This is a genomic window from Pseudomonas aestiva (assembly GCF_039908605.1).
In the GTDB taxonomy this organism is placed as follows: Bacteria; Pseudomonadota; Gammaproteobacteria; order Pseudomonadales; family Pseudomonadaceae; genus Chryseomonas; species Chryseomonas aestiva.
The window spans coordinates 2,969,990-2,995,225 of record NZ_CP150916.1 but is presented as its reverse complement, the minus strand read 5'-3'; the positions used below and the strand labels follow the sequence as shown (position 1 = coordinate 2,995,225).

The 25,236-nt window shown below is 66.5% G+C and carries 23 protein-coding genes; 7 read left to right on the top strand and 16 right to left on the bottom strand.

Features of this window, described 5'->3' with window-relative positions; translation table 11 throughout:
- Nucleotides 1-397 precede the first annotated feature (397 nt).
- Nucleotides 398-1,864 (bottom strand): inorganic phosphate transporter, encoded by a 1,467-nt coding sequence (locus AABM56_RS13975; protein WP_133861038.1) that lies wholly within the window; start codon nt 1,862-1,864, stop codon nt 398-400.
- Between the two features lie 82 nt (nt 1,865-1,946).
- On the bottom strand, nt 1,947-2,303 hold the full coding sequence (queD, locus tag AABM56_RS13970) for a 6-carboxytetrahydropterin synthase QueD (protein ID WP_347883406.1): 357 nt from the start codon (nt 2,301-2,303) through the stop codon (nt 1,947-1,949).
- A gap of 172 nt (nt 2,304-2,475) precedes the next feature.
- Here queD and AABM56_RS13965 point away from each other — a divergent pair, with 172 nt between their 5' ends.
- Nucleotides 2,476-3,093, top strand: coding sequence for a hypothetical protein (locus AABM56_RS13965; RefSeq protein ID WP_347883405.1), 618 nt, complete (start codon nt 2,476-2,478; stop codon nt 3,091-3,093).
- Here the strand turns inward: AABM56_RS13965 and AABM56_RS13960 are convergent.
- The 3 genes from AABM56_RS13960 to AABM56_RS13950 all read right to left on the bottom strand — a co-directional run bounded on the left by AABM56_RS13960 (nt 3,048) and on the right by AABM56_RS13950 (nt 6,521).
- Nucleotides 3,048-4,919 carry an ABC transporter ATP-binding protein gene (locus AABM56_RS13960; RefSeq protein WP_133861035.1) on the bottom strand — a complete coding sequence of 624 codons (1,872 nt, stop codon included), beginning with the start codon at nt 4,917-4,919 and terminating at the stop codon, nt 3,048-3,050. The two genes, AABM56_RS13965 and AABM56_RS13960, sit on opposite strands and share 46 nt — an antisense overlap.
- Nucleotides 4,920-5,013: 94 nt before the next feature.
- Nucleotides 5,014-5,565, bottom strand: coding sequence for a peptidylprolyl isomerase (locus tag AABM56_RS13955; protein ID WP_133861034.1), 552 nt, complete (start codon nt 5,563-5,565; stop codon nt 5,014-5,016).
- A gap of 65 nt (nt 5,566-5,630) precedes the next feature.
- Nucleotides 5,631-6,521, bottom strand: coding sequence for a LysR family transcriptional regulator (locus AABM56_RS13950; protein WP_133861033.1), 891 nt, complete (start codon nt 6,519-6,521; stop codon nt 5,631-5,633).
- 172 nt (nt 6,522-6,693) lie between these two features.
- On the opposite strand from AABM56_RS13950, the gene AABM56_RS13945 reads away from it, so the two are divergent.
- The 3 genes from AABM56_RS13945 (at nt 6,694) to rarD (ending at nt 9,115) form a co-directional block, all read left to right on the top strand.
- Nucleotides 6,694-7,284, top strand: coding sequence for a DUF3060 domain-containing protein (locus tag AABM56_RS13945; protein ID WP_133861032.1), 591 nt, complete (start codon nt 6,694-6,696; stop codon nt 7,282-7,284).
- A 74-nt stretch (nt 7,285-7,358) separates the two neighbouring features.
- Nucleotides 7,359-8,210, top strand: a complete 852-nt coding sequence (locus tag AABM56_RS13940; protein ID WP_347883404.1) for an EamA family transporter — start codon at nt 7,359-7,361, stop codon at nt 8,208-8,210.
- Nucleotides 8,207-9,115: an EamA family transporter RarD gene (gene rarD, locus AABM56_RS13935; protein WP_133861030.1), complete on the top strand. Its 909-nt coding sequence runs from the start codon at nt 8,207-8,209 to the stop codon at nt 9,113-9,115. Before AABM56_RS13940 ends, rarD begins: the two co-directional genes overlap by 4 nt.
- On the opposite strand, the gene AABM56_RS13930 is transcribed toward rarD, so the two are convergent.
- Genes AABM56_RS13930 through puuE form a run of 4 tightly spaced genes read right to left on the bottom strand, consistent with a single transcriptional unit; the run spans nt 9,112 to nt 12,057 of the window.
- Entirely contained in the window at nt 9,112-9,612 is a 501-nt protein-coding gene (locus AABM56_RS13930) for an ureidoglycolate lyase (RefSeq protein WP_133861029.1), read from the bottom strand. The genes rarD and AABM56_RS13930 overlap by 4 nt on opposite strands.
- Nucleotides 9,609-10,616: an allantoicase gene (gene alc / locus AABM56_RS13925; protein WP_133861028.1), complete on the bottom strand. Its 1,008-nt coding sequence runs from the start codon at nt 10,614-10,616 to the stop codon at nt 9,609-9,611. Before alc ends, AABM56_RS13930 begins: the two co-directional genes overlap by 4 nt.
- A gap of 23 nt (nt 10,617-10,639) precedes the next feature.
- On the bottom strand, nt 10,640-11,152 hold the full coding sequence (gene uraD, locus AABM56_RS13920) for a 2-oxo-4-hydroxy-4-carboxy-5-ureidoimidazoline decarboxylase (protein ID WP_133861027.1): 513 nt from the start codon (nt 11,150-11,152) through the stop codon (nt 10,640-10,642).
- Nucleotides 11,149-12,057 carry an allantoinase PuuE gene (gene puuE, locus AABM56_RS13915; RefSeq protein ID WP_187979621.1) on the bottom strand — a complete coding sequence of 303 codons (909 nt, stop codon included), beginning with the start codon at nt 12,055-12,057 and terminating at the stop codon, nt 11,149-11,151. Before puuE ends, uraD begins: the two co-directional genes overlap by 4 nt.
- A 216-nt stretch (nt 12,058-12,273) precedes the next feature.
- On the opposite strand from puuE, the gene uraH reads away from it, so the two are divergent.
- Nucleotides 12,274-12,645 (top strand): hydroxyisourate hydrolase, encoded by a 372-nt coding sequence (uraH, locus tag AABM56_RS13910; RefSeq protein WP_347883403.1) that lies wholly within the window; start codon nt 12,274-12,276, stop codon nt 12,643-12,645.
- A gap of 69 nt (nt 12,646-12,714) precedes the next feature.
- Here the strand turns inward: uraH and AABM56_RS13905 are convergent, their stop codons facing one another.
- Both AABM56_RS13905 and AABM56_RS13900 read right to left on the bottom strand, forming a co-directional pair.
- The gene (locus AABM56_RS13905; RefSeq protein WP_133861024.1) at nt 12,715-13,761 is read right to left on the bottom strand and encodes an SGNH/GDSL hydrolase family protein; all 1,047 of its coding nucleotides are present in this window, start codon (nt 13,759-13,761) and stop codon (nt 12,715-12,717) included.
- A gap of 194 nt (nt 13,762-13,955) precedes the next feature.
- Nucleotides 13,956-14,279, bottom strand: coding sequence for a helix-turn-helix transcriptional regulator (locus AABM56_RS13900; protein ID WP_133861023.1), 324 nt, complete (start codon nt 14,277-14,279; stop codon nt 13,956-13,958).
- Between the two features lie 92 nt (nt 14,280-14,371).
- Between AABM56_RS13900 and AABM56_RS13895 the strand changes: the two genes are divergently transcribed.
- The gene (locus AABM56_RS13895; RefSeq protein WP_347883402.1) at nt 14,372-15,469 is read left to right on the top strand and encodes an NADH:flavin oxidoreductase/NADH oxidase; all 1,098 of its coding nucleotides are present in this window, start codon (nt 14,372-14,374) and stop codon (nt 15,467-15,469) included.
- A gap of 213 nt (nt 15,470-15,682) precedes the next feature.
- Here AABM56_RS13895 and guaD read toward each other — a convergent pair whose 3' ends face one another.
- From guaD to xdhA, 4 genes are read right to left on the bottom strand one after another with little or no spacing between them, the layout of a single operon-like run.
- Entirely contained in the window at nt 15,683-16,993 is a 1,311-nt protein-coding gene (guaD, locus tag AABM56_RS13890) for a guanine deaminase (RefSeq protein ID WP_347884128.1), read from the bottom strand.
- Nucleotides 16,994-17,010: 17 nt separating this feature from the next.
- Nucleotides 17,011-17,835: a xanthine dehydrogenase accessory protein XdhC gene (gene xdhC / locus AABM56_RS13885; RefSeq protein ID WP_133861021.1), complete on the bottom strand. Its 825-nt coding sequence runs from the start codon at nt 17,833-17,835 to the stop codon at nt 17,011-17,013.
- Entirely contained in the window at nt 17,832-20,231 is a 2,400-nt protein-coding gene (xdhB, locus tag AABM56_RS13880) for a xanthine dehydrogenase molybdopterin binding subunit (protein ID WP_347883401.1), read from the bottom strand. The genes xdhC and xdhB overlap by 4 nt, the downstream gene beginning before the upstream one ends.
- Nucleotides 20,224-21,663 carry a xanthine dehydrogenase small subunit gene (gene xdhA / locus AABM56_RS13875; RefSeq protein ID WP_133861019.1) on the bottom strand — a complete coding sequence of 480 codons (1,440 nt, stop codon included), beginning with the start codon at nt 21,661-21,663 and terminating at the stop codon, nt 20,224-20,226. Before xdhA ends, xdhB begins: the two co-directional genes overlap by 8 nt.
- Before the next feature lie 312 nt (nt 21,664-21,975).
- Between xdhA and AABM56_RS13870 the strand changes: the two genes are divergently transcribed.
- On the top strand, nt 21,976-24,546 hold the full coding sequence (locus AABM56_RS13870; protein WP_347883400.1) for an EAL domain-containing protein: 2,571 nt from the start codon (nt 21,976-21,978) through the stop codon (nt 24,544-24,546).
- Here the strand turns inward: AABM56_RS13870 and AABM56_RS13865 are convergent.
- On the bottom strand, nt 24,543-25,181 hold the full coding sequence (locus tag AABM56_RS13865) for a LysE family translocator (protein WP_347883399.1): 639 nt from the start codon (nt 25,179-25,181) through the stop codon (nt 24,543-24,545). The two genes, AABM56_RS13870 and AABM56_RS13865, sit on opposite strands and share 4 nt — an antisense overlap.
- Between the last annotated feature and the right edge of the window lie 55 nt (nt 25,182-25,236).

Below are 25,236 nucleotides of genomic sequence, written 5' to 3'. Positions count from 1 at the left end.
TCAAACAATAAGAATCTTACTTTTTCCCCACGCACTGCCCAGGTGTCGAGGTGGCCTCGTCACGTCCGCATCGCTAGCAGACCAGGTGTTTGCCTGGACTCACGGGGGAGGTGGGCATGGCCGTGGGCAGCGCCCTGGGCGCGGACGTCGCCACGGGTCTGGCGCGGCGTGCCAGACGCAGCATGGCCCAGAGTATGGCCAGCGCCAGGGCTAGCCAGCCAAGTACCAGGAGAAGGATGTAGGTCGCAGGAGTCATTGACGTTCACCGTACGGCTGTCTCGGAAAGGTGTTTCTGCTGGGACACATTTCAGTAGACTCGTCAATAACTATCCTGTTCGGGCTTTCCCGACGAGGGGTCCGACCGGGCGCCGCTCGCGCGGGGCCCGGTCGGTACGGGTCACAGGAACAGGTGGGCCAGCCAGAACAGACCGGCGGAGAGAGCCATGGAGGCTGGCAGGGTCAGGACCCAGGCCATGAGGATATTGCGCACCGTGCTGCCCTGCAGGCCGCTGCGGTTGGCGACCATGGTGCCGGCGACGCCCGAGGACAGCACGTGGGTGGTGGAGACGGGCAGGGCGAAGACGTTGGCCATGCCGATGGCGGCCACGGCCGTCACCTGGGCGCTGACGCCCTGCGCATAGGTCATGCCCTGGCGACCGATCTTCTCGCCCACGGTGAGCACCACGCGGCGCCAGCCGACCATGGTGCCAATGCCCAGCGCCAGGGCGACCGCGATGATGACCCAGAAGGGCGCGTATTCGGTGGTGCTGGTGAGGTCTTTGCGCAGGCGGCTGAGGTCGTCGCGATCGCGCGCGGTCAGCACCGGCAGCTTGCTCACCTTCTTGGCGGTGTCGTCCAGGCACAGCAGGTAGCGGCGCACCTGCTGACGATGGTCGTCGCTCATGGCGCGGTAGTCGGTGATGCCTTCCAGATCGGCCAGCAGTGCCTGCAGGGTCGGCACGGTCATGTGCGGGGCGCAGCGGAATTCCTGGGGCAGGTCGCGATTGCCGGGCACTTCGGCGAGGAAGTCCTTGAGGTTGTCGCCCTGGCGCTCGTAGAACTGGCCCAGGTGGATGGCCGCATCGCGGGTGCGCTCGATCTGGTAGGTGGTGCTGTCCAGGTCCAGCACGAACTTGGCCGGGACGATGCCGATCAGCACCAGCATGATCAGGCCGATGCCTTTCTGGCCGTCGTTGGAGCCGTGCACGAAGCTCATGCCCATGGCCGAGAGGACCAGCATCAGGCGATTCCAGAAGGGCGGGTGCTTCTTGGCATCCACTTCGCGGCGCTGTTCCGGGGTCTTGTGCATCTTCGACAGCGGCCGCCAGCGCTTGAGGGCGAGCAGCAGCAGGCCGGCGACGGCGAAGCCGGCCAGCGGCGAGAAGATCAGCGACAGGCCGATGTCGATCGCCTTCTGCCAGTTCACGCCTTCGCTCACCGGCAGGCCGGTCAGCAGGGCGTTGGTCACGCCGACACCGAGGATGGAGCCGATCAGGGTATGGGAGCTGGAGGCGGGGATACCGAAGTACCAGGTGCCCAGGTTCCAGGTAATGGCCGCGGCGAGCAGCGAAAACACCATGGCCAGACCATGGCCGGTGTTGACGTTGATCAGCAGTTCGACCGGCAGCAGGTGGACGATGGCGTAGGCGACGCCGACACCACCGAGCAGCACACCGAGGAAATTGAAGATGCCGGAGAAGAACACCGCGAGGTGCGGTGGCATCGCCTTGGTGTAGATCACCGTGGCGACGGCGTTGGCGGTGTCGTGAAAGCCGTTGATGAATTCAAAGGCCAGCACAAAGGCCAGGGCCAAGACGAGGCTGATGGCGACCCAGGCATGGAGTCCGCTGAAAAGTTCGAACATGGGGATACGTCGACAGTTGGCAGGCGCGAATTATGGCAGAAAAATGACTGCCGCCATCGCCACCTTGAATGGGAGGGGCGAATTAGTCGCCGCGGTAGATGCAGCCGCAGGTACAGGTCTCGTGGACGCGAACCTGGTTGAGCTCGGGTAGCAGAGGCTTGAGCTGTTGCCAGATCCAGCGCGCGAGCACTTCGCTGGTGGGATTCTCGAGGCCCGGGATGTCGTTCAGATAATGATGGTCGAGACGCTCGTACAGGGGTTTGAAGACGGCCTTGATGTCGGCGAAATCCCGCACCCAGCCGGTATGGGGATCGATGGGACCCTCGATGTGCAGGCCTACCTTGAAGGAATGCCCATGGAGACGACCGCACTTGTGCCCGGCCGGAACATTGGGCAGGAAGTGTGCGGCTTCGAAAACGAATTCTTTGAAAATTTCCACGATAACCACTCGCGTTGGGCCACGGTGTGTGGCGGCTGCGGGGCGGCAGTCTATCAGCTCGACAGCGGCTTGCCGAACCTGCGGCGGCGGGCGCCGGAACCGGCGGAATTCCGATTTGCCTTCGCCGGTGGGCTTAGGCAGTCTCCCGGTCTTTGTCCGGACGAGAATCCCTATGCGCAGCAGCAATCCCCGTACCTTCTGGGTGCTCCTTGGCCTGGCCGCGGTCTTTGGTCTAGTTGGTCTGATCGGCAATCAGGTGGGCTGGGAGCGTGTGGAGATCGGCTATCGGACGGTACCGTCGCCCAGCGGCCTGGACATTGGCGTAGCGGGGCAGGTCATCACCGGCCTGCCATCGCTGTGCATCGCCCTGGCGCTGGTTACGGTGGTGACGGCGCTGATCATCCGCGGTGGCCGCCGCTTCCGTTCGCGGCTGCCGCTGCCGGTGACGGCCGGCATTCTCTGGGTGCTGCTGGCGGGCCTGCTGGTGCTCTTCTATCCCAGCACCCTGGCGTTCCAATGGGAGAATCATCGCAGCGCCGCGGATATCGACTTCTATGTGCTGCAGGAACGCCAGGGTCCGTTCCAGGGTACGGCGCAGAAGAGCCAGCGCCTCGGCTACTACCAGGACTGCGGCAAGACCGGGCAGGCCGCCTGCCCGATGTTCGACTGCGTGGTGGAGAAGCGCAGCTGGCTGGGTGGGCTGCAGAAGATCGAAGGCTTCTATCCGGGCCTGGACCAGCAGCATCAGCTGGAGCTGCTGCGCACCCGCTGCCTGCCCGGCACGCCATGACCGACGAAGCCGCCGGTCTGGTGGCGCCATAGACGGGCATAGAGGCCGTTGTAGGCGATCAGCTCGTCGTGGGAGCCCATCTCGACGATCTGGCCGCGCTCCATGACCACCAGGCGATCCATGCGCGAGATGGTCGACAGCCGGTGGGCGATGGCGATCACCGTCTTGCCTTCCATCAGGGTTTCCAGGCTTTCCTGGATCGCCGCTTCCACCTCGGAGTCGAGGGCGGAGGTGGCTTCGTCCAGCAGCAGGATCGGCGCGTCCTTGAGCAGGGTACGGGCGATGGCGATGCGCTGGCGCTGACCGCCGGAGAGCTTGACCCCGCGTTCACCCACCTGGGCATCCAGCCCGGTACGGCCATGGGCGTCGGTGATGCGGGCAATGAAGTCGTCGGCCTTGGCCTTGCGCAGGGCGGCGTGCAGCTCTTCATCAGTTGCTTCGGGACGACCGTAGAGGAGATTCTCGCGGATCGAACGGTGCAGCAGCGAGGTGTCCTGGGTAACCACGCCGATCTGGCACCTCAGGCTTTCCTGGGTGACGTGGGCGATGTCCTGGCTATCTACCAGGATGCGACCGCCTTCCAGGTCATAGAGGCGCAAGAGCACGTTGATCAGCGTCGACTTGCCGGCGCCCGAAGGGCCGACCAGGCCGATCTTCTCGCCCGGGGCCACGTCGAGGGTCAGGCCTTCGATGATGCCGGCGCCCTTGCCGTAGTGGAAGGCGATGTCCTCGAACAGCACCGCGCCCCGGGTCACCTGCAACGGCTTGGCGTCCTCGGCGTCGCCGACCTGGCGCGGCTTGGCGATGGTGCTCATGCCGTCCTGCACCATGCCGATGTTTTCGAAGATGCCGTTGACCACCCACATGATCCAGCCGGACATGCTGTTGATGCGGATTACCAGGCCGGTGGCCAGGGCGATGGCCCCCACCGAGATGACGCCCTGGTGCCAGAGCCAGAGGGCGAGGCCCGTGGTGCCGGCGATGAGGAAGCCGCTGAGGATGGCGATGGTCACGCCCATGGCGGTGATCAGCCGGGCAGCACTCTCGGCCTTTTCGGTCTGCTCTTCCATGGCCTGCCGGGCGTATTGCTCCTCCTGGGCCGAGTGGGAGAACAGCTTGAGGGTTGAGATGTTGGTGTAGCCGTCGACGATACGCCCGGAGAGCTGCGAGCGGGCTTCGGAGGCAATGGCCGAACGCTCCTTGGTCTGGGGCACGAAATACCAGAGGGCGATGACATAGCCGATGATCCAGAGGATCAGCGGGACCATCAGCCAGACATCGGCCTGGGCGAACAGGATCAGCGAGGTGACGGCGAAGATCAGCACGTGCCAGATCGCGTCCACCGCCTGCACCGCCGAGTCGCGCAGGGAAACACCGGTCTGCATGATGCGGCTGGAGATGCGCCCGGCGAAGTCGCTGTGGAAGAAGCCCAGGCTCTGCTTGAGCACGTAGCGATGGTTCTGCCAGCGGATCAGGGTGGTGAGGCTGGGGGTGATGGTCTGGTGCACCAGCAGGTCGTGCAGGCTGATGAACAGGGGCCGGATGACCAGGGTGACCACCGCCATCCAGATCAGGGTCCCACCGTGTTCCTGGAAGAACACCGTGCTGTTGGGCGCACTGCCCGCGAGGTCGACGATCTGGCCGATGAAGTTGAACAGGGCGACTTCGACGAGGGCGCCGATCAGCCCCACTGCCAGCAGCAGGGCGAAGGCCGGCCAGGCTTGCTTGAGAAAGTGGAGATAGAAGGCGCCGATCCCAGTGGGCGGCATTTCATCGGGGGCTTCCCGAAACGCATCGATGATGCGTTCGAAGCGGCGAAAGATCATGCGGGGTCCTTGTGGGGGGAGACGGCGTCTCGCACTGGGGCCTCGCCTGGTTAACCGGACGACCGCCAGCGGATCGTCCGGCAGGACGGGTCGGCTACAGCCGTTTGGCAGCGAGAATCATCACCGGTTCACGGGGAATGTCGCGCAGCATGCCCTGGCGGGTGGTCTGGACCCCAGCGATCTGGTCGACGACTTCCATGCCACGCACGACCTTGCCGAATACCGCGTAGCCGAAGTCGCGCGAACCGTGGTCCAGGAAGGCATTGTTCTCGACGTTGATGAAGAACTGACTGGTGGCGGAGTTGACGTCCGAGGTCCGCGCCATGGCCAGGGTGCCACGCAGATTCTTCAGGCCGTTGTCGGCTTCGTTCTTGATCGGCGCCTTGGTGCGCTTTTCCTGCATGTCGCGGGTGTAGCCACCGCCCTGGATCATGAAGCCGGGGATGACGCGATGGAACAGGGTGCCCTTGTAGAAGCCGCTGTCGACGTAGCCCAGGAAGTTCTCGGTGCTGACCGGTGCCTTGGCCGCATCCAGCTCGACCTCGATGTCACCCTTGTTGGTGCTGATGAGCACGTGCGGATTGTCCGCGGCCCAGGTGGTGGAGGCGACGAACAGGGCGCAGGCGGCAAGCAGGGCTTTGAACATGATGAATCCTTGAGTGGCAGAGACGACTGGCGAACGATAGCAACCCGGCTGGCACCCCGCCACGGTCAGCGTGGCAGGGCATGCTTGCGCAGCAGGTTCATGAGGATCTGTGACGCCGGGCCCAGCTCGTGCTGGCGGGTCTTGTAGAGCTGGAAGGGATGGAAGCGCTGGGCGCCCTGTTCCAGCGGCAGCGGCTTGAGCAGGCCGGCGTCGAGATCGGTCTGGATGGCGTCCCGCGGCAGCCAGGCGAAGCCCAGGCCGTCGCGCAGGAAGGTGGCGGCGGTGCTGATGCTGCCCACCGTCCAGCGTTGTTCGGCAGCCAGCCAGCCGGCATCCCGGGGCTGGGCGCGGCCGCTGTCGCGGATGACGATCTGCAGCTGCTCTTCCAGATCGGCGGTCACCAGGGTGCGCTGCAGCAGGTGCAGCGGATGCTCGGGATGGGCGACGGCGACGAATTCCACGTTGCCCAGGGAGGCGCCCAGATGGGCGGCGATCACCAGGCCGGTGATCGCCAGGTCCGCCGAGCCGTCGAGCAGGGCCTCCTCCACCCCGGACAGGACCTCTTCGCGCAGGCGTATGCGGCAACCACGACTCTGGGGCATGAATTCGCGCAGGCAGAGCAGCAGCGGACGGGTCGGGTAGGCGGCGTCCACCACCAGGCGCACCTCGGATTCCCAGCCCTGTTCCATGTGGTAGGCCAGTTCCTCCAGCTGGCTGGCCTGCTGCACCAGGCGCCGTGAACGGCGCAGGAGCACGGCGCCGGCATCGGTCAGCACGGCGCGGCGACCTTCCAGACGCAATAGCGGCACGCCGAGCTGCTCCTGCATGCGGGCGACGGTATAGCTGACCGACGACTGGGAGCGATGCAGCACCTCGGCGGCCTGGGCGTAGCCACCGTGGTCCACCACCGCCTGCAGGGTTCGCCACTGATCGAGGGAAACGCGAGGAGTCTTCATCGAGCGCTCTGGAGCCACGAAAGGGCGCATGTTAGTGCCTAGGGTGGCAATGGCAAAACGCGGCGTCCATCACGGCACGAAAAAATTCCGCCCGCAGGAGCAAATGTCTCGTCGGCGCCACCCTCCAAGCCAGCCGATGAGTTTCCCACTCTAGGCAAGACAAGGAGTCTCCATGTCGTCATTCAAGGCATTGCTGGGTTGCTGTCTGGTCATCGCGCCGCTGCTGGTCCAGGCCGAGGAATCCCGCGCGGTGGCGGCCGAGCCGATCGATATCGACGGCATGAACATCAGTCGCACCCTCGACTGCGAAGGCCGGGACGTGTCCCTGTCCGGCGAAGGCAATACCCTGACGTTGAAAGGTCAGTGCGGCACGGTGGCGGTCTACGGCAGTCATCATCGGCTGGTGCTCGACGGCGCCCAGGCGCTGACCATCCATGGCCTGGGCAGCGTCACCACGGTCAAGGGCGCGGTGGCCAGCCTGAGCATCGGCGGTGGCTACCAGCAGGTGCAGGCCAACGTGCGCGGCAGCGACGGCCTGGCCAAGGTCGATGCCTATGGCTACGGCGCCAAGGCGCGCCTGACCCTGCTCAGCCAGGCCGACATCGCCGTGGGCGGTTCCAATCAGCAGGTCTACTGGTCGCGCGCCGCAGGCGTGGCCGAACCCAGGACCCTGGTCTCGGGCAGCGACAATGTGCTGCAGGCCAATCAGTCGGTAGCGGCGCTCAGCGGCGGCGAGCCCTCGGGCCTCAACGCCACCCGCTAGCCGGCGACTAGCCGGGGGTTTCCCTCCGGCGACGGGCACGTTAAGGTCGCGCACCTTTTTCGTGCGTCGCCGCCATGCCTTATCTCCTGCTCGTCACCCTCATCTGGGCGTTTTCCTTCAGCCTGATCGGCGAGTACCTCGCCGGTCGGGTCGACAGCGACTTCGCCGTGCTGGTCCGCGTGGCCATCGCCTTCGTGCTGTTCCTGCCGTTCACCCGCTGGCGCGGGGTGCCGGGACGCTTCGCCCTGGGGCTGATGGCGGCGGGCGCGCTGCAGTTCGGCATCACCTATCTGTGCCTGTACCGCAGCTTCGCGGTGTTGACGGTGCCCGGGGTGCTGCTGTTCACCGTGCTCACGCCGATCTACGTGACCCTGCTGGACGATGCCTGGCAGCGGCGCTTGCGCCTCTGGTCGCTGCTGGCGGCGGTGGTGGCGGTGGGCGGCGCGGCGCTGATCCGTTTCCAGCCACTGACCGGTGACTACCTGCTGGGTTTTCTGCTGCTGCAGGTGGCCAACCTGACCTTTGCCGCCGGCCAGGTGCTGTGCAAGCACCTGGGCCATGCCTATGCCGGACAGGGCGCCCTGCATCGCTACTTCGGCCTGTTCTTTCTCGGTGCCCTGCTGGTGGCGGCGCTGTCCTTTCTGCTGTTCGGCAATCCGGCGCGGCTGCCCAGCACGGGCCTGCAATGGGGCGTGCTGGTGTGGATGGGCGTGTTTGCCACGGCGCTCGGCCTGTACTGGTGGACGCTGGGTTCGTTGCGGGTCAACGGCGGCACCCTGGCGATCATGAACGAGGCCCATGTGCCGGCCGGTCTGCTGGTCAGCCTGCTGATCTGGCAGCACCCGGCCGATCTGCCTAGGCTGTTGCTGGGCGGCGGGATCATCCTGCTGTCACTGTTCATCAATCGTCTGGGGCGCCCGTCATGAATGTGCTGTCCGGCAAGGGCCTGGGCCTTTCGGTGCTGTCGTCGGTGCTGTTCGCGCTGATGCCGGTGTACTTCGCCTGGCTGGCGCCGCTGGATGGCCTGCAGGTCGTGGCCCTGCGGGTGGTCTGGTCGTTGCCGATGGTGCTGCTGCTGGTGGTGCTGCTGCGGGAGGGCAGGGCCCTGTGGGCCACACTCAAACGGCTGGTGCGCGAGCCCCGCCTGTGCCTGGCCATCCCGGCGGCGGCGCTGCTGATGGGCATCCAGTGGTGGGTGTTCGTCTGGGCGACCATGAATGGCGAGGCCATGGCCATGTCGCTGGGCTACTTCCTGCTGCCCCTGGCCATCGTGCTGACCGGACGCCTGGTCTATGGCGAGCGCCTGCGGCCGCTGCAGCAGGTAGCGGTGGTGTGCGCGCTGCTGGGGGTGGTCAACGAGGTCTGGGTGACCGGGGCGCTGTCCTGGGTCAGCCTGCTGCCGGTGGTGGGTTATCCGCCGTATTTCGTCCTGCGCCGCTGGATGGCGGTGGATGCGCTGTCGGGCTTCGTGCTGGAGATGTGCTGCCTGCTACCCTTCGCGCTGCTCGCCCTGCACTGGTCCTCGCCCGGCGCCATCCTGCAGCAGACGCCCTGGCTGTGGGCGCTCCTGCCGGGCCTGGGCCTGCTCAGTGCCATCGCCTTCGCCGCCATGCTGGCGTCCAGCCGCATGCTGCCGCTGAGTCTGTTCGGCATCCTCAGCTATGTGGAGCCGGCGCTGCTGGTGTTCGTCGCCCTCTATGTGCTCGGTGAGCAACTGCCGGAGGGCGCGATCTGGACCTATGGTCCCATCTGGTTGGCGGTGGCCTGGGTCTGCCTGGACAGTGCGCGCCTGCTGCGCAAGCAACTCAGGCGCGCGCCGGTGGCGCCCTAGAGCGCCAGGATCGGGCATTCCTGCGCGGCGAAAAAGAACTCGTCGCAGTTGGGCAGGCTGCCGGCGCGATCAACGATGAGGAATTCATCTTCGTCGCGCAGGGCCAGCACCGGATGGTGCCAGACCCCGGCGTGGTAGTTGATGCCCTGCTGGCCATCGGCGCGAAAGACGCGGATGGCGCGGGCATCCGGCTCCGTTGCGGGTGGCGCCACCACCACCAGAAAGGGCTCGCCGCGCAGCGGCACGAAGGCCTGGCTGCCGTGGGGATGGCGTTCGAGCATGGCGATGGTCAGCGGATAGTCCAGGCGCCGGGCGCGAAAGATGCTGATGATCGCCGCGCCGTCCGCCGGTCCCGTCGCGACCCGGGCCAAGGCGTGGTATCTCCGGGTCGAGCCGTTGTTGATCGGATACCAGTCCCGGCCCGCCGTCTCGATGACCTCGCCGAAGGGCGCGAAGCCCTCGGCAGTCAGCGGCTCGATGCGCAGTGGCCGACTCATGCCTGGCCCCGTGCCACCTTGCCGAACAGTCGCAGCCGGCTGACACCGCCGTCCGGAAAGATGTTCAGGCGCACGTGAGTGATGGGGCCAAGGTCGCGGACCTGCTCCCGGAAGCTGTGCTCCTGGTGCATCTGCAGCTTTTGCGGCGGCAGCAGCTCCTTCCAGAACAGACTCTGGGTCTCGATCTGTCCATCGGTACCGCCGCGGACGAAGGCGCCCTGGATCTGGCAGCTGTCCGGGTAGTTGCCCTTGAAGTGCAGGGTGTCCACCAGGATCTCCTCGACGGTGCCGGCATGGCCCAGGGCGATGATCACCCAGTCATTGCCGGGGGTGCGACGGCGCGCGGTTTCCCAGCCATCGGCCATGCTGTCGGCGCGACCGGGGTTGAGGATGTTGCTCATGCGGCCGTAGTGCTCGTCATTGCAGGCCAGGGCGCGCCCGCCATTGAGCGCGGCAGCCAGGTCCAGTACCTCGTCTTCGGCCTGGGCCGACCAGTCGCGATGGGGAATGCCATAGACGCGCAGGCGTGCCACACCGCCGTCCGGAAAGATGTTCAGCCGCAGGTGGGTCCAGGGGCGGTCATCGGCGATGGCATGGTAGTGGTGGCTATTGCCCTGCATCTCGATGGCCGGCAGCACCTCGGTCCAGGCAGCGTCTTCGGCCGGATCGCCCTCGGCGCAGAAGCAGGCTTCCAGGGAGGCTGAGGGCGGATAGTTGCCGGTGAACCAGCGGGTGTCGATGTCGACGCCCTTGATCGAGCCGGGCACGCCCAGGCGGATCACCGCGTGGTCGTAGCCTTCGAAACGCTTGCGTCGCGATTCCCAGCCGTCCATCCATTTGCCGTTGTCGTCGTAGACGCCTTCCTTCCACTCGGGCTCGTGGGGCTGGAGCATGCGGTCGGCGGCGGCGAACCAGTCGTCGGTGACGCTGATGACGCGGGTGCCGAGACGGGCGTCGGCGAGGTTGAGGTACTTCTCGAAGGGCGCGGCATAGGTGCGTTTCATGGAGTGCTCTTGTCGGGGAAGGGTCAGAGGGTCTGCAGGCGGAAGAGGGCGATGCGATCGATCTCGGCCAGGGCGCGCTGGAATTCCTGCTCCGGGCTGTTGGGCAGGCGCTCTTCGAAGGCCGCCAGGATCAGATGCCGGTTGCTGCCCTTCACCGCCATGATGAAGGGGAAGCCGAATTTGGCGCGGTAGGCGTCGTTGTGGCGGGTGAAGCGCTCGAGCTCGTCCGGGGTGCATTGATCGAGGCCGGCACCGGCCTGTTCGCCACTGCTGGCGGCGGTCAGCTCGCCGGCCAGGGCCGCGCGACCGGCAAGATCCGGATGTGCCTGGATCAGCGCCAGTTGCTCGGCGTGACTGGCCCGGGCGACCTGGGCGGCGAGGCGCTGATGCAGGGCGTCGACGCTGTCCGGCAGCGGCTGGCCCTCGTCGAAGGCGCGCTCGGCGACCCAGGCGGAGTGCTCGTAGATGCCGCCGAAGGCCGCGACGAAGGCGGCGCGATCCAACTGGCTGGGCGTGACGGTGTGGAAGGCGCTCATGCCGGCGGATGCTCCCTGTGCCAGTGACGGGCGATGTCCACCCGGCGGGCGAACCAGACGCGCTCATGGCTCTGGGCGTATTCGAGGAAGCGCTTGAGACCCACCAGGCGGCCGGGGCGACCGATCAGCCGGCAGTGCAGGCCGATGGAGAGCATCTTGGGCGCGCTGGCACCTTCCGCGTAGAGGGTGTCGAAGGCGTCCTTGAGGTACTGGAAGAATTGCTCGGCGGTATGGAAGCCCTGGACCTGGGTGAATCTCATGTCGTTGGTATCCAGGGTGTAGGGGATCACCAGGTGCGGCTTGCCGGTGGGCGTATCGGGCTCCCAATAGGGCAGGTCGTCGTCGTAGGTGTCGCTGTCGTAGAGAAAGCCGCCTTCCTCCATGACCAGGCGCCGGGTGTTGGGACCGGTCCGGCCGGTGTACCAGCCCAGCGGACGCTCGCCGGTCAACCGGGTAAGGATCTCGATGGCGCGCTGCAGATGGGCGCGCTCTTCGGCTTCGTCCAGGTACTGGTAGTCGATCCAGCGATAGCCGTGGCTGCAGATTTCGTGGCCGGCCTGGACCATGGCGCGGATGACCTCGGGGTGGCGCTCGGCGGCCATGGCCACGGCAAAGATGGTCAGGGGTACCTGGTGCTTGGCGAACAATTCCAGGATGCGCCAGACGCCGGCGCGACTGCCGTATTCGTAGAGCGACTCCATGGACATGTTGCGTACGCCCTGCAGCGGCTGGGCGGCGACCATCTCGGAAAGAAAGGCCTCGGATTCCTTGTCGCCGTGCAGGATGTTGCGTTCGCCACCCTCTTCGTAGTTGAGCACGAAGGACAGGGCGATGCGGGCGTCACCCGGCCAGCGCGGGTGGGGCGGCTGGGCACCGTAGCCGATGAGATCGCGGGGATAGGTCATGGGAAGGGCATCCTGGCAGTCGAGATGTTTTGTATACAATGTTTGGCGGCCTTTGCCGAGTCCCAGCAAGAATCCTGCCCAACTGGTCTGACCGGCCTGAAGACTTTCGTGCGCTGGAGAGCGATGATTCCTTGGCCAGGGCGGGGCCAAGGACTGTATACAATCGGCGGGTAGAAAACTGCTAGGCTGGATCATCCCCCTTGCAGGAGTTCTCCCATGTCCGTTTCATCCCTTGGTAGTTACCTGACTACCCATGTGCTGGACACCACCGGCGGCTGCCCCGGCGCGGACATCGCCGTCCGTCTGTACCGCCTGGATGGGGTGTCGCGGCAGGCTCTGGGTGAAGTGCGGACCAATGCCGATGGCCGCGGCGATGTACCGCTGTTGCAGGGCGAAGCCTTCACGGCGGGTACTTACGAGCTGGAATTCGCGGTGGGTGACTACTATCGGCGACGGGGGACGACGCTGGAGGAACCGGCATTTCTCGACACCGTGGTCCTGCGCTTCGGCATCGCCGATGAGGCGGCGCACTACCATGTGCCGCTACTGGTTTCGCCCTACAGCTATTCGACCTATCGCGGCAGTTAGGAAAGACTGCTCTGCGGCGGTGCGCGCAGGGGTGAGCCGGCACCAGCCTGGGGCGTGGATCCGCTCAGGCTAGTGGAAGGTCGGCTCGCTGCCCAACCGGGCGCTGGCCAGCAGCGGTCGGTCCGGCACGGCACTGTCTGGCCAGGTCTGGGCGATGCGTTCCAGCACCACCTGGGCCAGCATGCTGTGGGTACGGCCGGCGAAATGGCCCCGGGCGCCGAAGATATAGGCCTGGTCAGCGCCCGGTTCGACGTAGCTGTCCGGATCGCAGAATTCGCGACCGGGCAGGCAGGCATCGCCTTCGGCATGGGTGAATCCATAGTTGCCGTAGTGGGCGAAGACCTCTTCCATCACCCGGTAGGCATCCACCAGCAGCAGGCGGTCTCCGGCCGGCAGGTTGGCCTGCAGGGTGTCGTTGTAGAGCTTCACCAGATCATGATTGCGCTGCGCCACCTGCTCGGTCCAGGGCTCGAGATAGGGCGCCTTGCCGTAGTCGGTGTTGTTGAGCACGACCAGCCGCTGGGCACCCAGGCTCAGCAGGTAGCGCAGCAGCTTGACCTCGTTCAGGGCCGTATGGCGGATCCGGGCCTCGACCTGCGCGCGTACCTCCGGAGTCAGCGGGGCATCGGCCATCAGCGCGGCCTTGAGCGTCTTGTCGTAGAAGGGGCCGATGATGTCATTGCCGCCGATCTGCACCAGCACCAGGTCCTGCTGGCGGAAGCGGCCATGCTGCATCTCGAAATTGCGGATCTGCTGGGAAAACGCCAGCGGCGCCTCGTTGTGGTCGAAGCCTGGCTCGGTGAAGCTGCCGGTCACGGCGCCGCCCTCGGCGTAACAGAGGCCGTCGGGATCGCTCGGACCCTCGTGACCATAGCCTTCCACCTGACGATTGGGGCCCAGTTCGATACCGTAGGCGTCGGCAATTTCCTGGGGGTAGGTGCGCCCCGGGTTGGTTGCGTAGATGTGGCCGAAGGTGCCGCAGTCCATCAGGCTGTCGCCAAAGGCGATGACCCTCTGGATGCCCCGCGCCTCGGCGATGGGCTCAGGGCTGGGTACGAGGGCGAGCAGCGTGGCGACACCTGCGAGTGCGGTCGCCAATCCCCAGTGCTTGCCCATCGTCTACCTCCCGGCAGCGTCCAGCGTCGGTGCTGCCTTTATCTTTTGCAACCTTCATACCGGGAAGAGCGGAAAACCAAGGTCGGAGTTCCCGGCGCCCGGACCAGGCGAAGCGGCAGCCGACGACCAGCACGGAATGGCAAGAGCGATGGGCAAGTCCGAGGTTTTGCAGCTAAGGCTGCCCTACGAGCGAGCTAGTCCGGCTTGATCACGGGATCGGAAGACTGCGCCAGGATGGCTGCCATCAGCCCGGGGAAACGCTGATCCAGGTCGTCGCGCCGCAACTGGTTCATGTGCGTGGTACCGGCGTTGCGGGTATGTACCAGACCGGCGTCGCGCAGGACGCGGAAGTGGTGCGACATGCTGGATTTCGGACGGCCCCCATCCAGTTCGCCACAAGTGGCCTCGGCGACCCGCGCCAGGTAGCGGACGATGTCCAGACGCACGGGGTCGCTGAGCGCATGGAACAGGCGCTCAAGGGAGAATTCGTCGGGACTGGGATGTTTGAAAGGGCGCATGCGCTAATCATACACCGGGGGTTGGCGATTATGTTATGTTCGATTAATATCGAAATAACGAAACAACATCCGCCTCATTGGAGACCGCTCAGATGTCCGCATTGTTCCAACCCTTTACCCTGAAGGACGTGACGCTGCGCAACCGCATCGCCATCCCGCCCATGTGCCAGTACAGCGCCGTCGATGGCGTGATCAATGACTGGCACCAGGTACACTATGCCGGCCTGGCCCGCGGTGGTGCGGGCCTGGTGGTCGTCGAGGCCACGGCGGTCTCGCCGGAAGGCCGGATCACCCCCGGTTGCACCGGCATCTGGTCGGACGCGCACGCCCATGCCTTCGTGCCGGTGGTCCAGGCGATCAAGGCCGCCGGTTCGGTACCGGGTATCCAGATCGCCCACGCCGGTCGCAAGGCCAGCGCCAACCGCCCCTGGGAATGCGATGACCACATCGCCGCCGACGACGCCCGTGGCTGGGACACCATCGCCCCGTCCGCGGTGGCCTTTGGCGCCAATCTGCCCAAGGTGCCCAAAGCCATGACCCTGGACGACATCGCCCGGGTTCGCCAGGACTTCGTCGATGCCGCCAAGCGTGCCTATGAGGCCGGCTTCGAGTGGCTGGAGCTGCACTTCGCCCACGGCTACCTGGCCCAGAGCTTCTTCTCGGTGCATTCCAACCAGCGCGACGACCAGTACGGTGGCGACCTCGCCGGCCGCAGCCGCTTCCTGCTGGAAACCCTGGCCGCGGTGCGCCAGGTCTGGCCGGAGCACCTGCCGCTGACCGCGCGTTTCGGCGTGATCGAATACGACGGTCGCGACGAAGAGACCCTGGCCGAATCCATCGAGCTGGCCCAGGGCTTCAAGCGCGAAGGCCTCGACCTGCTGAGTGTCAGCATCGGCTTCTCCACCCCGACCGCCAACATCCCCTGGGGACCGGGTCTGCTGGCACCCGTCACCGAACAGGTACGCAAGGCGACCGGCCTCAAGGTGGCCTCGGCCTGGAACATCGACACCCCGGCGCTGGCCAACCAGGTGGTGGCCGATGGGCAACTGGATCTGGTGATGGTAGGTCGCGCTCACCTGGCCGATCCGCACTGGCCCTACTATGCGGCCAAGGCTCTGGGCGTCGACCAGCCGTCCTGGGTGCTGCCGGCGCCCTACGCCCACTGGCTGGAGCGCTATCGCACCAGTTGAGTCGGTCTAGGCTGAACATGAAAACCGCCCCTCGGGGCGGTTTTTTGTGCGTATGGGATGGGGGTGGGTTTTGTTGGGCTTCGCTGCGCTCAGCCCAACCTACGGTAATGGGTAGGTTGGGTTGTGGGGGCTCCATCGCCGAAGCCCAACAGTGCCGTTTTGCTCCACCCGTGGAAAACGCTGCGCGGTTTTCCACGCTACGGGGTGACGGTATCAGGCGTCGCGACTGTGTACCCGGCGACCGGCGGCATGGGTTTCCCGTATCACCCGGTCGTCGCCCAGGGTGGTGAGGACGAAGAGGGTTTCTTCCAGGCTCCTGGACTGTTGCAGGCGGTAGTCGAGCAGCGGGGTGGCCTTGAGGTCGAGCACCACGAAGTCGGCGTCGTGGCCGGGGGCCAGGCTGCCGATGCGCTCGTCCAGGCGCAGGGCGCGGGCGCCGCCCAGGGTGGCCAGGTACAGCGACTTGAAGGGATGCAGGCGATGGCCGCGCAATTGCTGCACCTTGTAGGCTTCGCCGAGGGTCTGCAGCAGCGAGAAACTGGTGCCGGCGCCAACGTCGGTACCCAGGCCGACGTTGACCTTGAAGGCTTCCATCCGTTCGAGATCGAACAGTCCGCTACCAAGGAAGAGGTTGGAGGTTGGGCAGTGCGCCACCGCTGATCCGGTGTCGTGCAGGCGCTGGCACTCGGCGTCGCAGAGGTGGATGCCGTGGGCGAACACCGAGCGCGGGCCGAGCAGCTGGAAGTGATCATAGACGTCCAGGTAGTGGCTGCGCTCCGGGAACAGCGCCTTCACCCAGTCGATCTCCTTGAGATTCTCGGAAAGGTGGGTGTGCAGGTAGACGTCCGGGTGCTCGGCCAGCAGGCGGCCGGCGGCTGCCAGCTGTTCCGGGGTGCTGGTGGGGGCGAAGCGCGGGGTGACGGCATAGTGCAGGCGGCCCTTGCCGTGCCAGCGCTGGATCAGCGCCTTGCTGTCGGCATAGGCGGAGTCGGCCGTGTCCTGCAGATAGTCTGGGGCATTGCGATCCATCAGCACCTTGCCGGCGATCATGCGCAGGTCGAGGCGTTCGGCGACCTGGAAAAAGGCTTCCACTGACTGCGGATGGACGCTGCCGAACACCAGGGCGGTGGTGGTGCCGTTGCGCAGCAGTTCACCGACGAAGACCTCGGCCACCTCGGCGGCCTTGGCCGGATCGACGAAGGCGCCCTCGGTGGGAAAGGTGTAGGTGTCCAGCCAGTCCAGCAACTGTTCGGCGTAGCTGGCGATCATGCCGGTCTGCGGATAGTGGATATGGGTGTCGATGAAGCCGGGGGTGATCAGGGCGTCGGGGTGCTCGATGACCTGGGTGCCGGCGGGCAGGGTGGGCAGCAGCTCGGCGGCCGGGCCCATGGCCTGGATGCGGCCGTCCGCGACCAGCAGCAGGCCGTCGGCATGGTATTCGTAGGAGGCGTCCAGCCCCACCTCGGCCGGGTCGGCGAGGCTGTGGAGCAGGGCGGCGCGATGGGCGATGGCGGTCATAACGATCTCAAATAGGGCTAGAGCTAATTGGGGGTGGCAGTGACCAGGCGCAGGGGCAGATCCGCCTGCTCGGCCTGGCGGCCGTAGTAGGCGATTACCTCGCCGGCCACGGCGATGGCGATCTCCAGCGGCAGCTTGCCCTGGACCTCGGGCAGGCCCAGCGGGCAGCGCACCGTGGCCAGGCGGTCGGCGCCGTGGCCGCGCGCCGCGAGGCGGTGGCGGAACTTGGCCCACTTGGTCCGGGAGCCGATCAGACCGAAATAGCCATGGTCGCCACGGGCGAGGATGGCGTCGGTCAACTCCAGGTCCAGGGGGTGATTATGGGTCATGACGATGTAGTAGGCACCCGCCGGCATCCGGGCGATCTCGTCTACCGGCTCGTCGGTCAAGCGCTTTTCCACGCCGGCGGGCAGGACGGCGGGAAATTCCTGGGCGCGCGAATCCACCCAGCGCACCGCGCAAGGCAGCCCGGCCAGCAGCGGCACCAGGGCGCGGGCGACATGGCCGGCGCCAAAGACGATCACCGGGACGTCCTGTGCCAGCTGGGGTTCGAAGAGCAGGGTGGTGACGCCCCCGCAGCACTGGCCGAGGCTGGCGGCCAGGGAAAAACGCTCCAGGCGCGGCTGGCGCGTACCGGCGGCGAGCATTTCCCGGGCGATCTCCACCGCGCGGTATTCCAGGTGGCCGCCGCCGATGGTCAGGTGCTGCGCTTCCCGGCCCACCAGCATCTTGGTGCCGGCCTCGCGGGGCGTGGAGCCCTGCTCGTCGGCCACGGTGATCAGCACGCAGGGTTCGCCGCGCGCCTCGAAGTCGGCCAGCAGGGCCAGCCAGCCACGTCTGCTGTTCATGCGGGCTCCTCCGTGGTGGGGACCGGGGCGGTCTGCAGCTCGGCGGCCAGGCGGCGCATGCGCTCCACGCCCCAGAGCACCCGTTCCGGGGTGGCCGGCGCGTCCAGCGCCGGATGGAAGCGGTAATCCGCCACGCTGGCCACGGCGTCCTGCAGGGCGCACCACACCGAGATGCCGAGCATGAAGGGCGGTTCGCCCACGGCCTTGGAGTGGAACACCGTGGCCTCGGGATTCTGCCGATTCTCCACCAGCCGCACCCGCAGGTCCGGAGGTACGTCGCTCACCGCCGGGATCTTGTAGGTGGAGGGGCCGGCGGTGAGCAGCTTGCCGGCATCGTTCCACACCAGTTCTTCCATGGTCAGCCAACCCAGACCCTGGACGAAGCCGCCTTCGACCTGGCCGATGTCGATGGCCGGATTCAGGGAGGCGCCGACGTCATGGAGGATGTCGGTGCGCAGCAGGCGGTATTCGCCGGTGAGGGTGTCGATCAGCACCTCGGAGCAGGCGGCGCCGAAGGCGTAGTAGTAGAAGGGCCGCCCGCGGGCCTGGTCGCGGTCGTAGTGAATCTTCGGTGTGCGGTAGTAGCCGGTGCTGGACAGCGATACCTGGCCGACATAGGCCAGCTGGATCAGCTCCTCGAAGCTCAGCAGCCGGTCGCGCACCCTGACGTGGCCGTTGCGGAAGTCGACCTCTTCAGGCCCGACGTGGAAGTGGCGGCTGGCGAAGTCGATCAGGCGGTCCCTGATGGTCTGGGCGGCGTTCTGCGCAGCCTTGCCGTTGAGGTCGGTGCCGCTGGAGGCCGCGGTGGGCGAGGTGTTGGGCACCTTGTCGGTGTTGGTCGCGGTGATCTGGATGCGGGCTATGTCGACTTGGAAGACCTCGGCCACCACCTGGGCGACCTTGGTGTTGAGCCCCTGGCCCATCTCGGTGCCGCCATGGTTCAGGTGGATGCTGCCATCGGTGTAGACGTTGACCAGGGCGCCGCCCTGGTTGAGAAAGGAAGAGGTGAAGGAAATACCGAATTTCACCGGCGTCAGCGCCAGGCCCTTCTTCAGTACCGGACTGCCCTGGTTGAAGGCGCGAATGGCTTCGCGCCGCGCCTGGTAGTCACTGCTGGCCGCCAGGTCCGTGGTCATCTCGTCGAGCAGGTTGTCTTCCACCACCTGGTGGTAGTGGGTGAGGTTGCGCGTCTCCTTGCCATAGTAGTTGCGCCGCCGCACCTCCAGCGGGTCGAGGCCGCGATGGCGGGCGATGGCGTCCATGACGTTCTCGATGGCCAGCATGCCCTGGGGGCCGCCGAAGCCGCGGTAGGCGGTGTTGGACGCCAGGTGGGTCTTGCAGCGGTGGCCGGTGATCTGGGCGTTGCCGAGGAAATAGGCATTGTCGGCATGGAACATGGCGCGATCGATGATGGCGTTGGACAGGTCGGGCGAATAGCCGCAGTTGCCCGCCAGTTCGAAGCGGATGCCCAGCAGCCGGCCGTCTTCGTCGAAGCCTACGTCGTAGTCGACGTGGAAGGGATGGCGCTTGCCGGTCATGTGCATGTCTTCGAATCGCGGCAGGCGCATCTTCACCGGGCGCCCGGTGAGATGGGCGAACACCGCGCAGAGCGCCGCCGGCATGCCGGCCTGGCTTTCCTTGCCGCCGAAGCCGCCGCCCATGCGTCTCATGTCGACGGTGACCCTGTTCATCGACACCCCCAGCACCTCGGCCACCTGCTTCTGCACCTCGGTGGGATTCTGGGTGGAGGAATAGACCAGCATACCGCCGTCTTCGGTTGGCATCACCGAGGCCACCTGGGTTTCCAGGTAGAAGTGCTCCTGGCCGCCAATGGCCAGTTCGCCCTGCAGGCGATGGGGCGCGGCGGCCAGGGCGGCGGCCGCGTCACCGATTTGATGGCTGTGGCTGGGGGAGATGAAGTGTTCGCGGCGCAGCGCTTCCTTGACGTCGAGGATGGCCTCCAGCGGCTCGTATTCGACGAGGGCGGCCTGGGCGGCGAGGCGAGCGGCGTCGAGGCTGGTGGCGGCCACCGCCAGCACCGGCTGGCCCAGGTACTGCACTTCGCCATCGGCCAGCAGCGGATCGCCGGGCAAGACGGCGCCGATGTCGAGTTGGCCGGGTACGTCGGCGGCGGTGATGGCCAGGGCCACACCGGGGATCTGGTAGCAGGGCGCGAGATCGATGTGTTTGATCCGCGCATGGGCGTGCTCGCTCATCCGCGCATAGACGTGCAGCTGGTTGGGAAACTCCAGGCGGTCGTCGATGTACAGGGCCTCGCCGCTGACATGCTTGTCGGCGCTCTCGTGCTTGAGCGGCTTGCCGACGCCGGTGGCCAGGCCGGCGGCGAAGGCCGCGGCCATTTCCTCGGGGGTACGGGCGGGCAGGGTGCTAGACATGAGCGGTGACCCTCGTGGCGAGCGCGGGCTGGGTGGTTTCCAGGTGACATTTGCGCAGCAGGTTCTGCGCCGTCAGCAGACGGTATTCGCGACTGGCGCGGAAATCCGACAGCGGGGTGAAATCCTCGGCCAGGGCCTGGACGGCGCGCTCGATGGACGCGGCGTTCCAGGCCTGGCCGAGCAGCGCCTGTTCGCAGCGCGCTGCCCGCCTGGGCGTGGCCGCCATGCCGCCATAGGCGATGCGCACGCTGGCGACGCGGCCCTGCTCCAGCTCCAGGGCGAAGGCGGCGCAGACCGCGGAAATATCGTCATCCAGTCGCTTGGACACCTTGAAGGCGCGGAACACCAGGCCATCGCGTGACCGTGGCACCCGTACCGCCTGGATGAATTCGCCCGGCTCCAGGGCGGTCTGGCGATAGTCGAGGAAGAAGTCGTCGAGGGCCAGTTCGCGCAGCCGTTCGCCCTGGCGCAGCAGCACGCTGGCGCCCAGCGCCAGGAGCAGGGGCGGACTGTCGCCGATGGGTGAGGCATTGCCGATATTGCCGCCCAGGGTGCCCTGGTTACGGATCTGCAGGGAGGCGAAGCGCTGCAGCAGGGCGCCGAAGTCCGGGTAGTCGGCGGCCAGGGCGGCGGCGCAATCGGCCAGCGGGGTGGCGGCGCCGATCTCGATGACCTCGTCGCTCAGGGTAACGCCGCGCAATTCGGGCAGGTTGCCCAGGTATATCAGGGTCTCCAGGCGGCGATGCTGCTGGGTGACCTCCAGGGCCAGGTCGGTGCCGCCGGCCAGCAGGCGCGCCTCGGGATGGGCAAGGTAGAGACTGGCCAGTTCGCTCAGGCTGGTGGGGCTGTGGCAGCGTCGACCGTTTCCTTCCAGGCGCGTAGCGGGCGTAGGCGCCAGGGCCTGGAGACGCTCCAGGGTCTGCTGCTCGCGGGCATCGAACTGATCCGGCTGCCGGCCGGCGCAGGCCTGTTCGGCCGCGGCCAGGATCGGCCGGTAGCCGGTGCAGCGACAGAGATTGCCGGCCAGGGCTTCGTGGGTCGCGGCGTCATCCGGCGTGGCCACGTTCTTCTGCAGGGCGAACAGCGACATGACGAAGCCCGGGGTGCAGTAGCCGCACTGGGAGCCATGGCAGTCGACCATGGCTTGCTGCACCTGATGCAGACGGCCCCGGTGCTTGAGGTCCTCCACACTGATCAGCTGCCGGCCGTCCAGCGCCGCCACAAAGGTCAGGCAACTGTTGACGGTGCGATAGCGCAACCGGTCGCCGTCGGGCTCGGCCAGCACCACCGTGCAGGCGCCGCAATCGCCCGAGGCACAGCCTTCCTTGGTGCCAGTCTTGCCACAGCGCTCGCGCAGGTACTGCAGCACGGTGAGGTTGGGGTCGAGCTGCTCTTCGCTGCGCAGCTCCTGGTCCAGCAGAAACCTGATCACGGCCGCTCTCCACCTGGTCTCGAATGCCTTGATGGTGGGTAAAGCTGACCGGTAGGTCAACAATTGCCCGGTCGAGTGGAGCGCTGCTGTCGTTTTTGGGCAAGCGGCCTGGCCAAGGCCGCGCCGTCCTGGCGCGCCCAGTGCCGTGTTGCACGCCAATGGTGCAAGACAAGCGCTCTAGGCTGCGTTTCTCCGGAATATTTATGCCGGCGCTTCAAGGCCATCACAGCAGTGCCGATATAAAGGCAGACGATTACGGCCTGGCCGCCTGCCGTCAACATCCTCGTACAACCGTTGCCACAGGTCGCTATCGTGCCTACCCAACTCAATCGCGTCGCCCGTCAGGCCTCCCTGGGTTTCTTCGCCCTGGTCACCCTCATCTTCACCCTGGCCGGGTGGATGCTGTTCGACCTGTGCGCGCGCATCGACGAGCAGCAACGCCATCACAGCGAGGCGGATGCCCAGCGGGCGCTGGAGACGCGGCTGGACAAGCTGGGCCGGGTGCTGACCGATTACTCCTTCTGGATCGAGGCCTATGCGCGGACCAGCAAGAAGGTCGACGTCAACTGGGCCTACGAAGAAGACAACGTCGGGCCATCCCTCTACAGCGGCTATGGCGTGAATGGCGCCTTCATCCTGGCGCCCTCTGGTGTCACGCGCTATGCCGTGGTTGGCGGCGGTCGCAGCAAGCTGCAACTGGATACCTGGCTTGGCGACGACCAGGCGCCGTTGCTGGCTCAGGCCCGGGAGCGCTCGCTCAAGGATGGCTATGCCCAGGGCTATTTCCTGATCGAGGGCAAGCCGGCCAGCGTGCTGGCCGCGGTCATCCGCCCGGATGCCACCTACCAGGACTTCAAGCGGCTGTCCTACATGGTCTTCGTCGACATCCTCACGCCGGACAAGCTTGCCCAGCTCGGCCAGACCTTCGAATTGCCCGGGCTGACCGCGGAGCCAGGGGAACTGCCCGCCGTGGCGGAGCGGCCGACCCTGGTGGTGAAGTCCGATCCGGGTATCGCCGTGACCTTGCACTGGCGGGTGCATGGCATGGGGCAGGGTCTGCTGGCGCAGTTCCTGCCGTTGCTGGCGGCGATGTGTGGTCTGGCGCTGCTGCTGGTCTGGTACCTGCGCCGCCGGATCGGCCTGGCGGCACGGCAGACGGATGTGGCCGAAGATGCCCTCAGGCACAGCGAGCAGCGCTTCCGCACCGTTTCCGAGGCCTCGTCCGACTGGATCTGGGAGAGCGACGCCGAGCAGCGGCTGGTCTATCTTTCGGAGCGCTTCGTGGCGGTGACCGGCTTCAGTCGCGAGGACTGGCTGGGCCGCCCGCTGCACGGACTGCTCGGCTATCCGCCGAGCCAGGTGGAAGAGGTGGCGAGGACGCCGCTGGCGGCCGGCCGCACCCGGCGCCCGCTGCGCTGCGAGATGCGCGACGCCCAGGCCAAGCTCAGGTACTGCCAGCTGACGGCGCAACCCATCATCAGCGGTGGCCTGCTGGCCGGCTTTCGCGGCACCGTGTGCGACGTGACCGAGGAGATCGAGGCCAAGGCGCGCATCGAACACATCAGCCAGCACGATGCCCTGACCGGACTGGCCAACCGTCATCAACTGCACCGCTACCTGGCGCAGCGCTTCGCCGAGGGCGTCAACGCCAGTCAGCCGCTGCATCTGCTGGCCCTCGACCTGGACCGCTTCAAGCCGGTCAACGACGCCCTCGGCCATGGCGCCGGCGACCAGGTGCTCTGTCAGGTCGCCCGGGAGTTGCGCGCCAGCGTGCGCGAAGGCGATCTGGTCACGCGCATCGGCGGCGATGAATTCGTCATCGCGGTGAATGGCTGCCTGAGCGCCGAGCAGGTGAGCGTGCTGTGCAACCGGATGCTGGAGGGCATCGGCCGGACCATGCGCATCGACGAGCACGACATCAACATCGGGGCGAGTATCGGCATCGCCCGGGCGCCCCAGGATGGCCATGGTGCCGAGGATCTGCTGCGCTATGCCGACATCGCCCTGTACGAAGCCAAGGCGGCGGGGCGTAACACCCTGAGGTTCTATGAGCCCACCATGAATCAGCGCATCCTCGAGCGGCGCCAGCTGGAGACCGAGTTGCGCCTGGGGTTGCAGCGACTGGAATTCGAGCTGGATTTCCAGCCGCGCTTCGCCGCCAATGGCCAGCGCTTGCTGGGCGCCGAGGCGCTGGTGCGCTGGAATCATCCTGTCCGGGGTCGGCTGGCGCCCGCCGAATTCATCGGGGTGGCGGAGGAAACCGGGCTGATCCTGGGGCTGAGCGACTGGGTGCTGCAGGAAGCCTGCAGTCAGGCGCTGGAGTGGGCGCCGGAGTTGATCGTGTCCATCAACCTGTCACCGCTGGAGTTCCAGCGCGATGACCTGATCGCGCGGATCAGCAAGGTCCTCCTGCGCACCGGTATCGAACCGGCGCGGGTCGAGTTGGAGCTGACCGAGAACGTCCTGCTGGACGATGCCGCCGGTGCCCTGGAATTGATGAAGAAGCTCAAGGCCCTGGGCGTGCGGCTGTCCATGGACGACTTCGGCACCGGCTATTCCTCACTGAGCTATCTGCGCACCTATCCCTTCGACTGCCTGAAGATCGATCGCAGCTTCGTCTCCAACATCGAGGTGAGCGAGAGCAATGCCGCCATCGTCGAGGCCATCGTCAGCATGGGGCGGGCCCTGTCGTTGACGGTGGTGGCCGAGGGCATCGAGACCGCCGGCCAGCTGGCGCGCATCGCCGACCTCAAATGCGACCAGGCGCAGGGCTTCCACCTGCAGCGACCGCTGTCCCCAGCGCGTTTTGCGGCCTTGCGGCAGGAGCAGTCTCAGCCGCGGGAAGCGTCGAGCGACGCCAGCCGGACCCTGGTCGCGCACTAGGCGCCTGGGGACCCCAGGGCCGCCCCCAGCAACAGCGCGGCGAACACCAGAAAGAGCGCGCCAGCCGCCCGCTGCAGCCGGGCGAGGGGGGTACCCGAGGTCAGGCGGGCACTCAGGACTGTCGCCGCCACGGCGTAGCTGCAATGGATGATGAAGCTCATCAGGCTGAAGGTCGCCACCAGCAGCACCAGCTGCGGCAACACCGGGCGATCCACCTGGATGAAGGGCGGAAACAGCGCCAGAAAGAAGAGGATCAGCTTGGGGTTGGTGAGGGACACCAGCAAGCCCTGCAGGAGGTGTCTGCCACCGCTGACCGAAGGCCGAGTGGCGGCAGGCTGCCGGCCTTGGGCCGCGGGACTGCGCAGACGCCGCAGCCCCAGCCAACCCAGGTAGAGCGCGCCGACCAGCTGCAATCCCTGCAGGGTCCGCGGCGAGCTGCTTACCAGGGCGCCGAGCGCGGTGCTGGCCAGGATGGCGACCAGTAGTATGCCCAGCACCACCCCGAGGATGCCCGGCAGGGCGCCGCGCAGCCGCAGCTGCAGCTGCAGCGCATTGGTGATCGTGAGCAGTACGCCCGGGCTGGGGCTGGCGATGGTGAGGCCGCACAGCAGGAGGTAGAGGGCGAAGTGTTGCATTAACGTGTCTTAACCTGCTGGCATGGGACGACCGGAATGGCTGTCTACCTGGGGA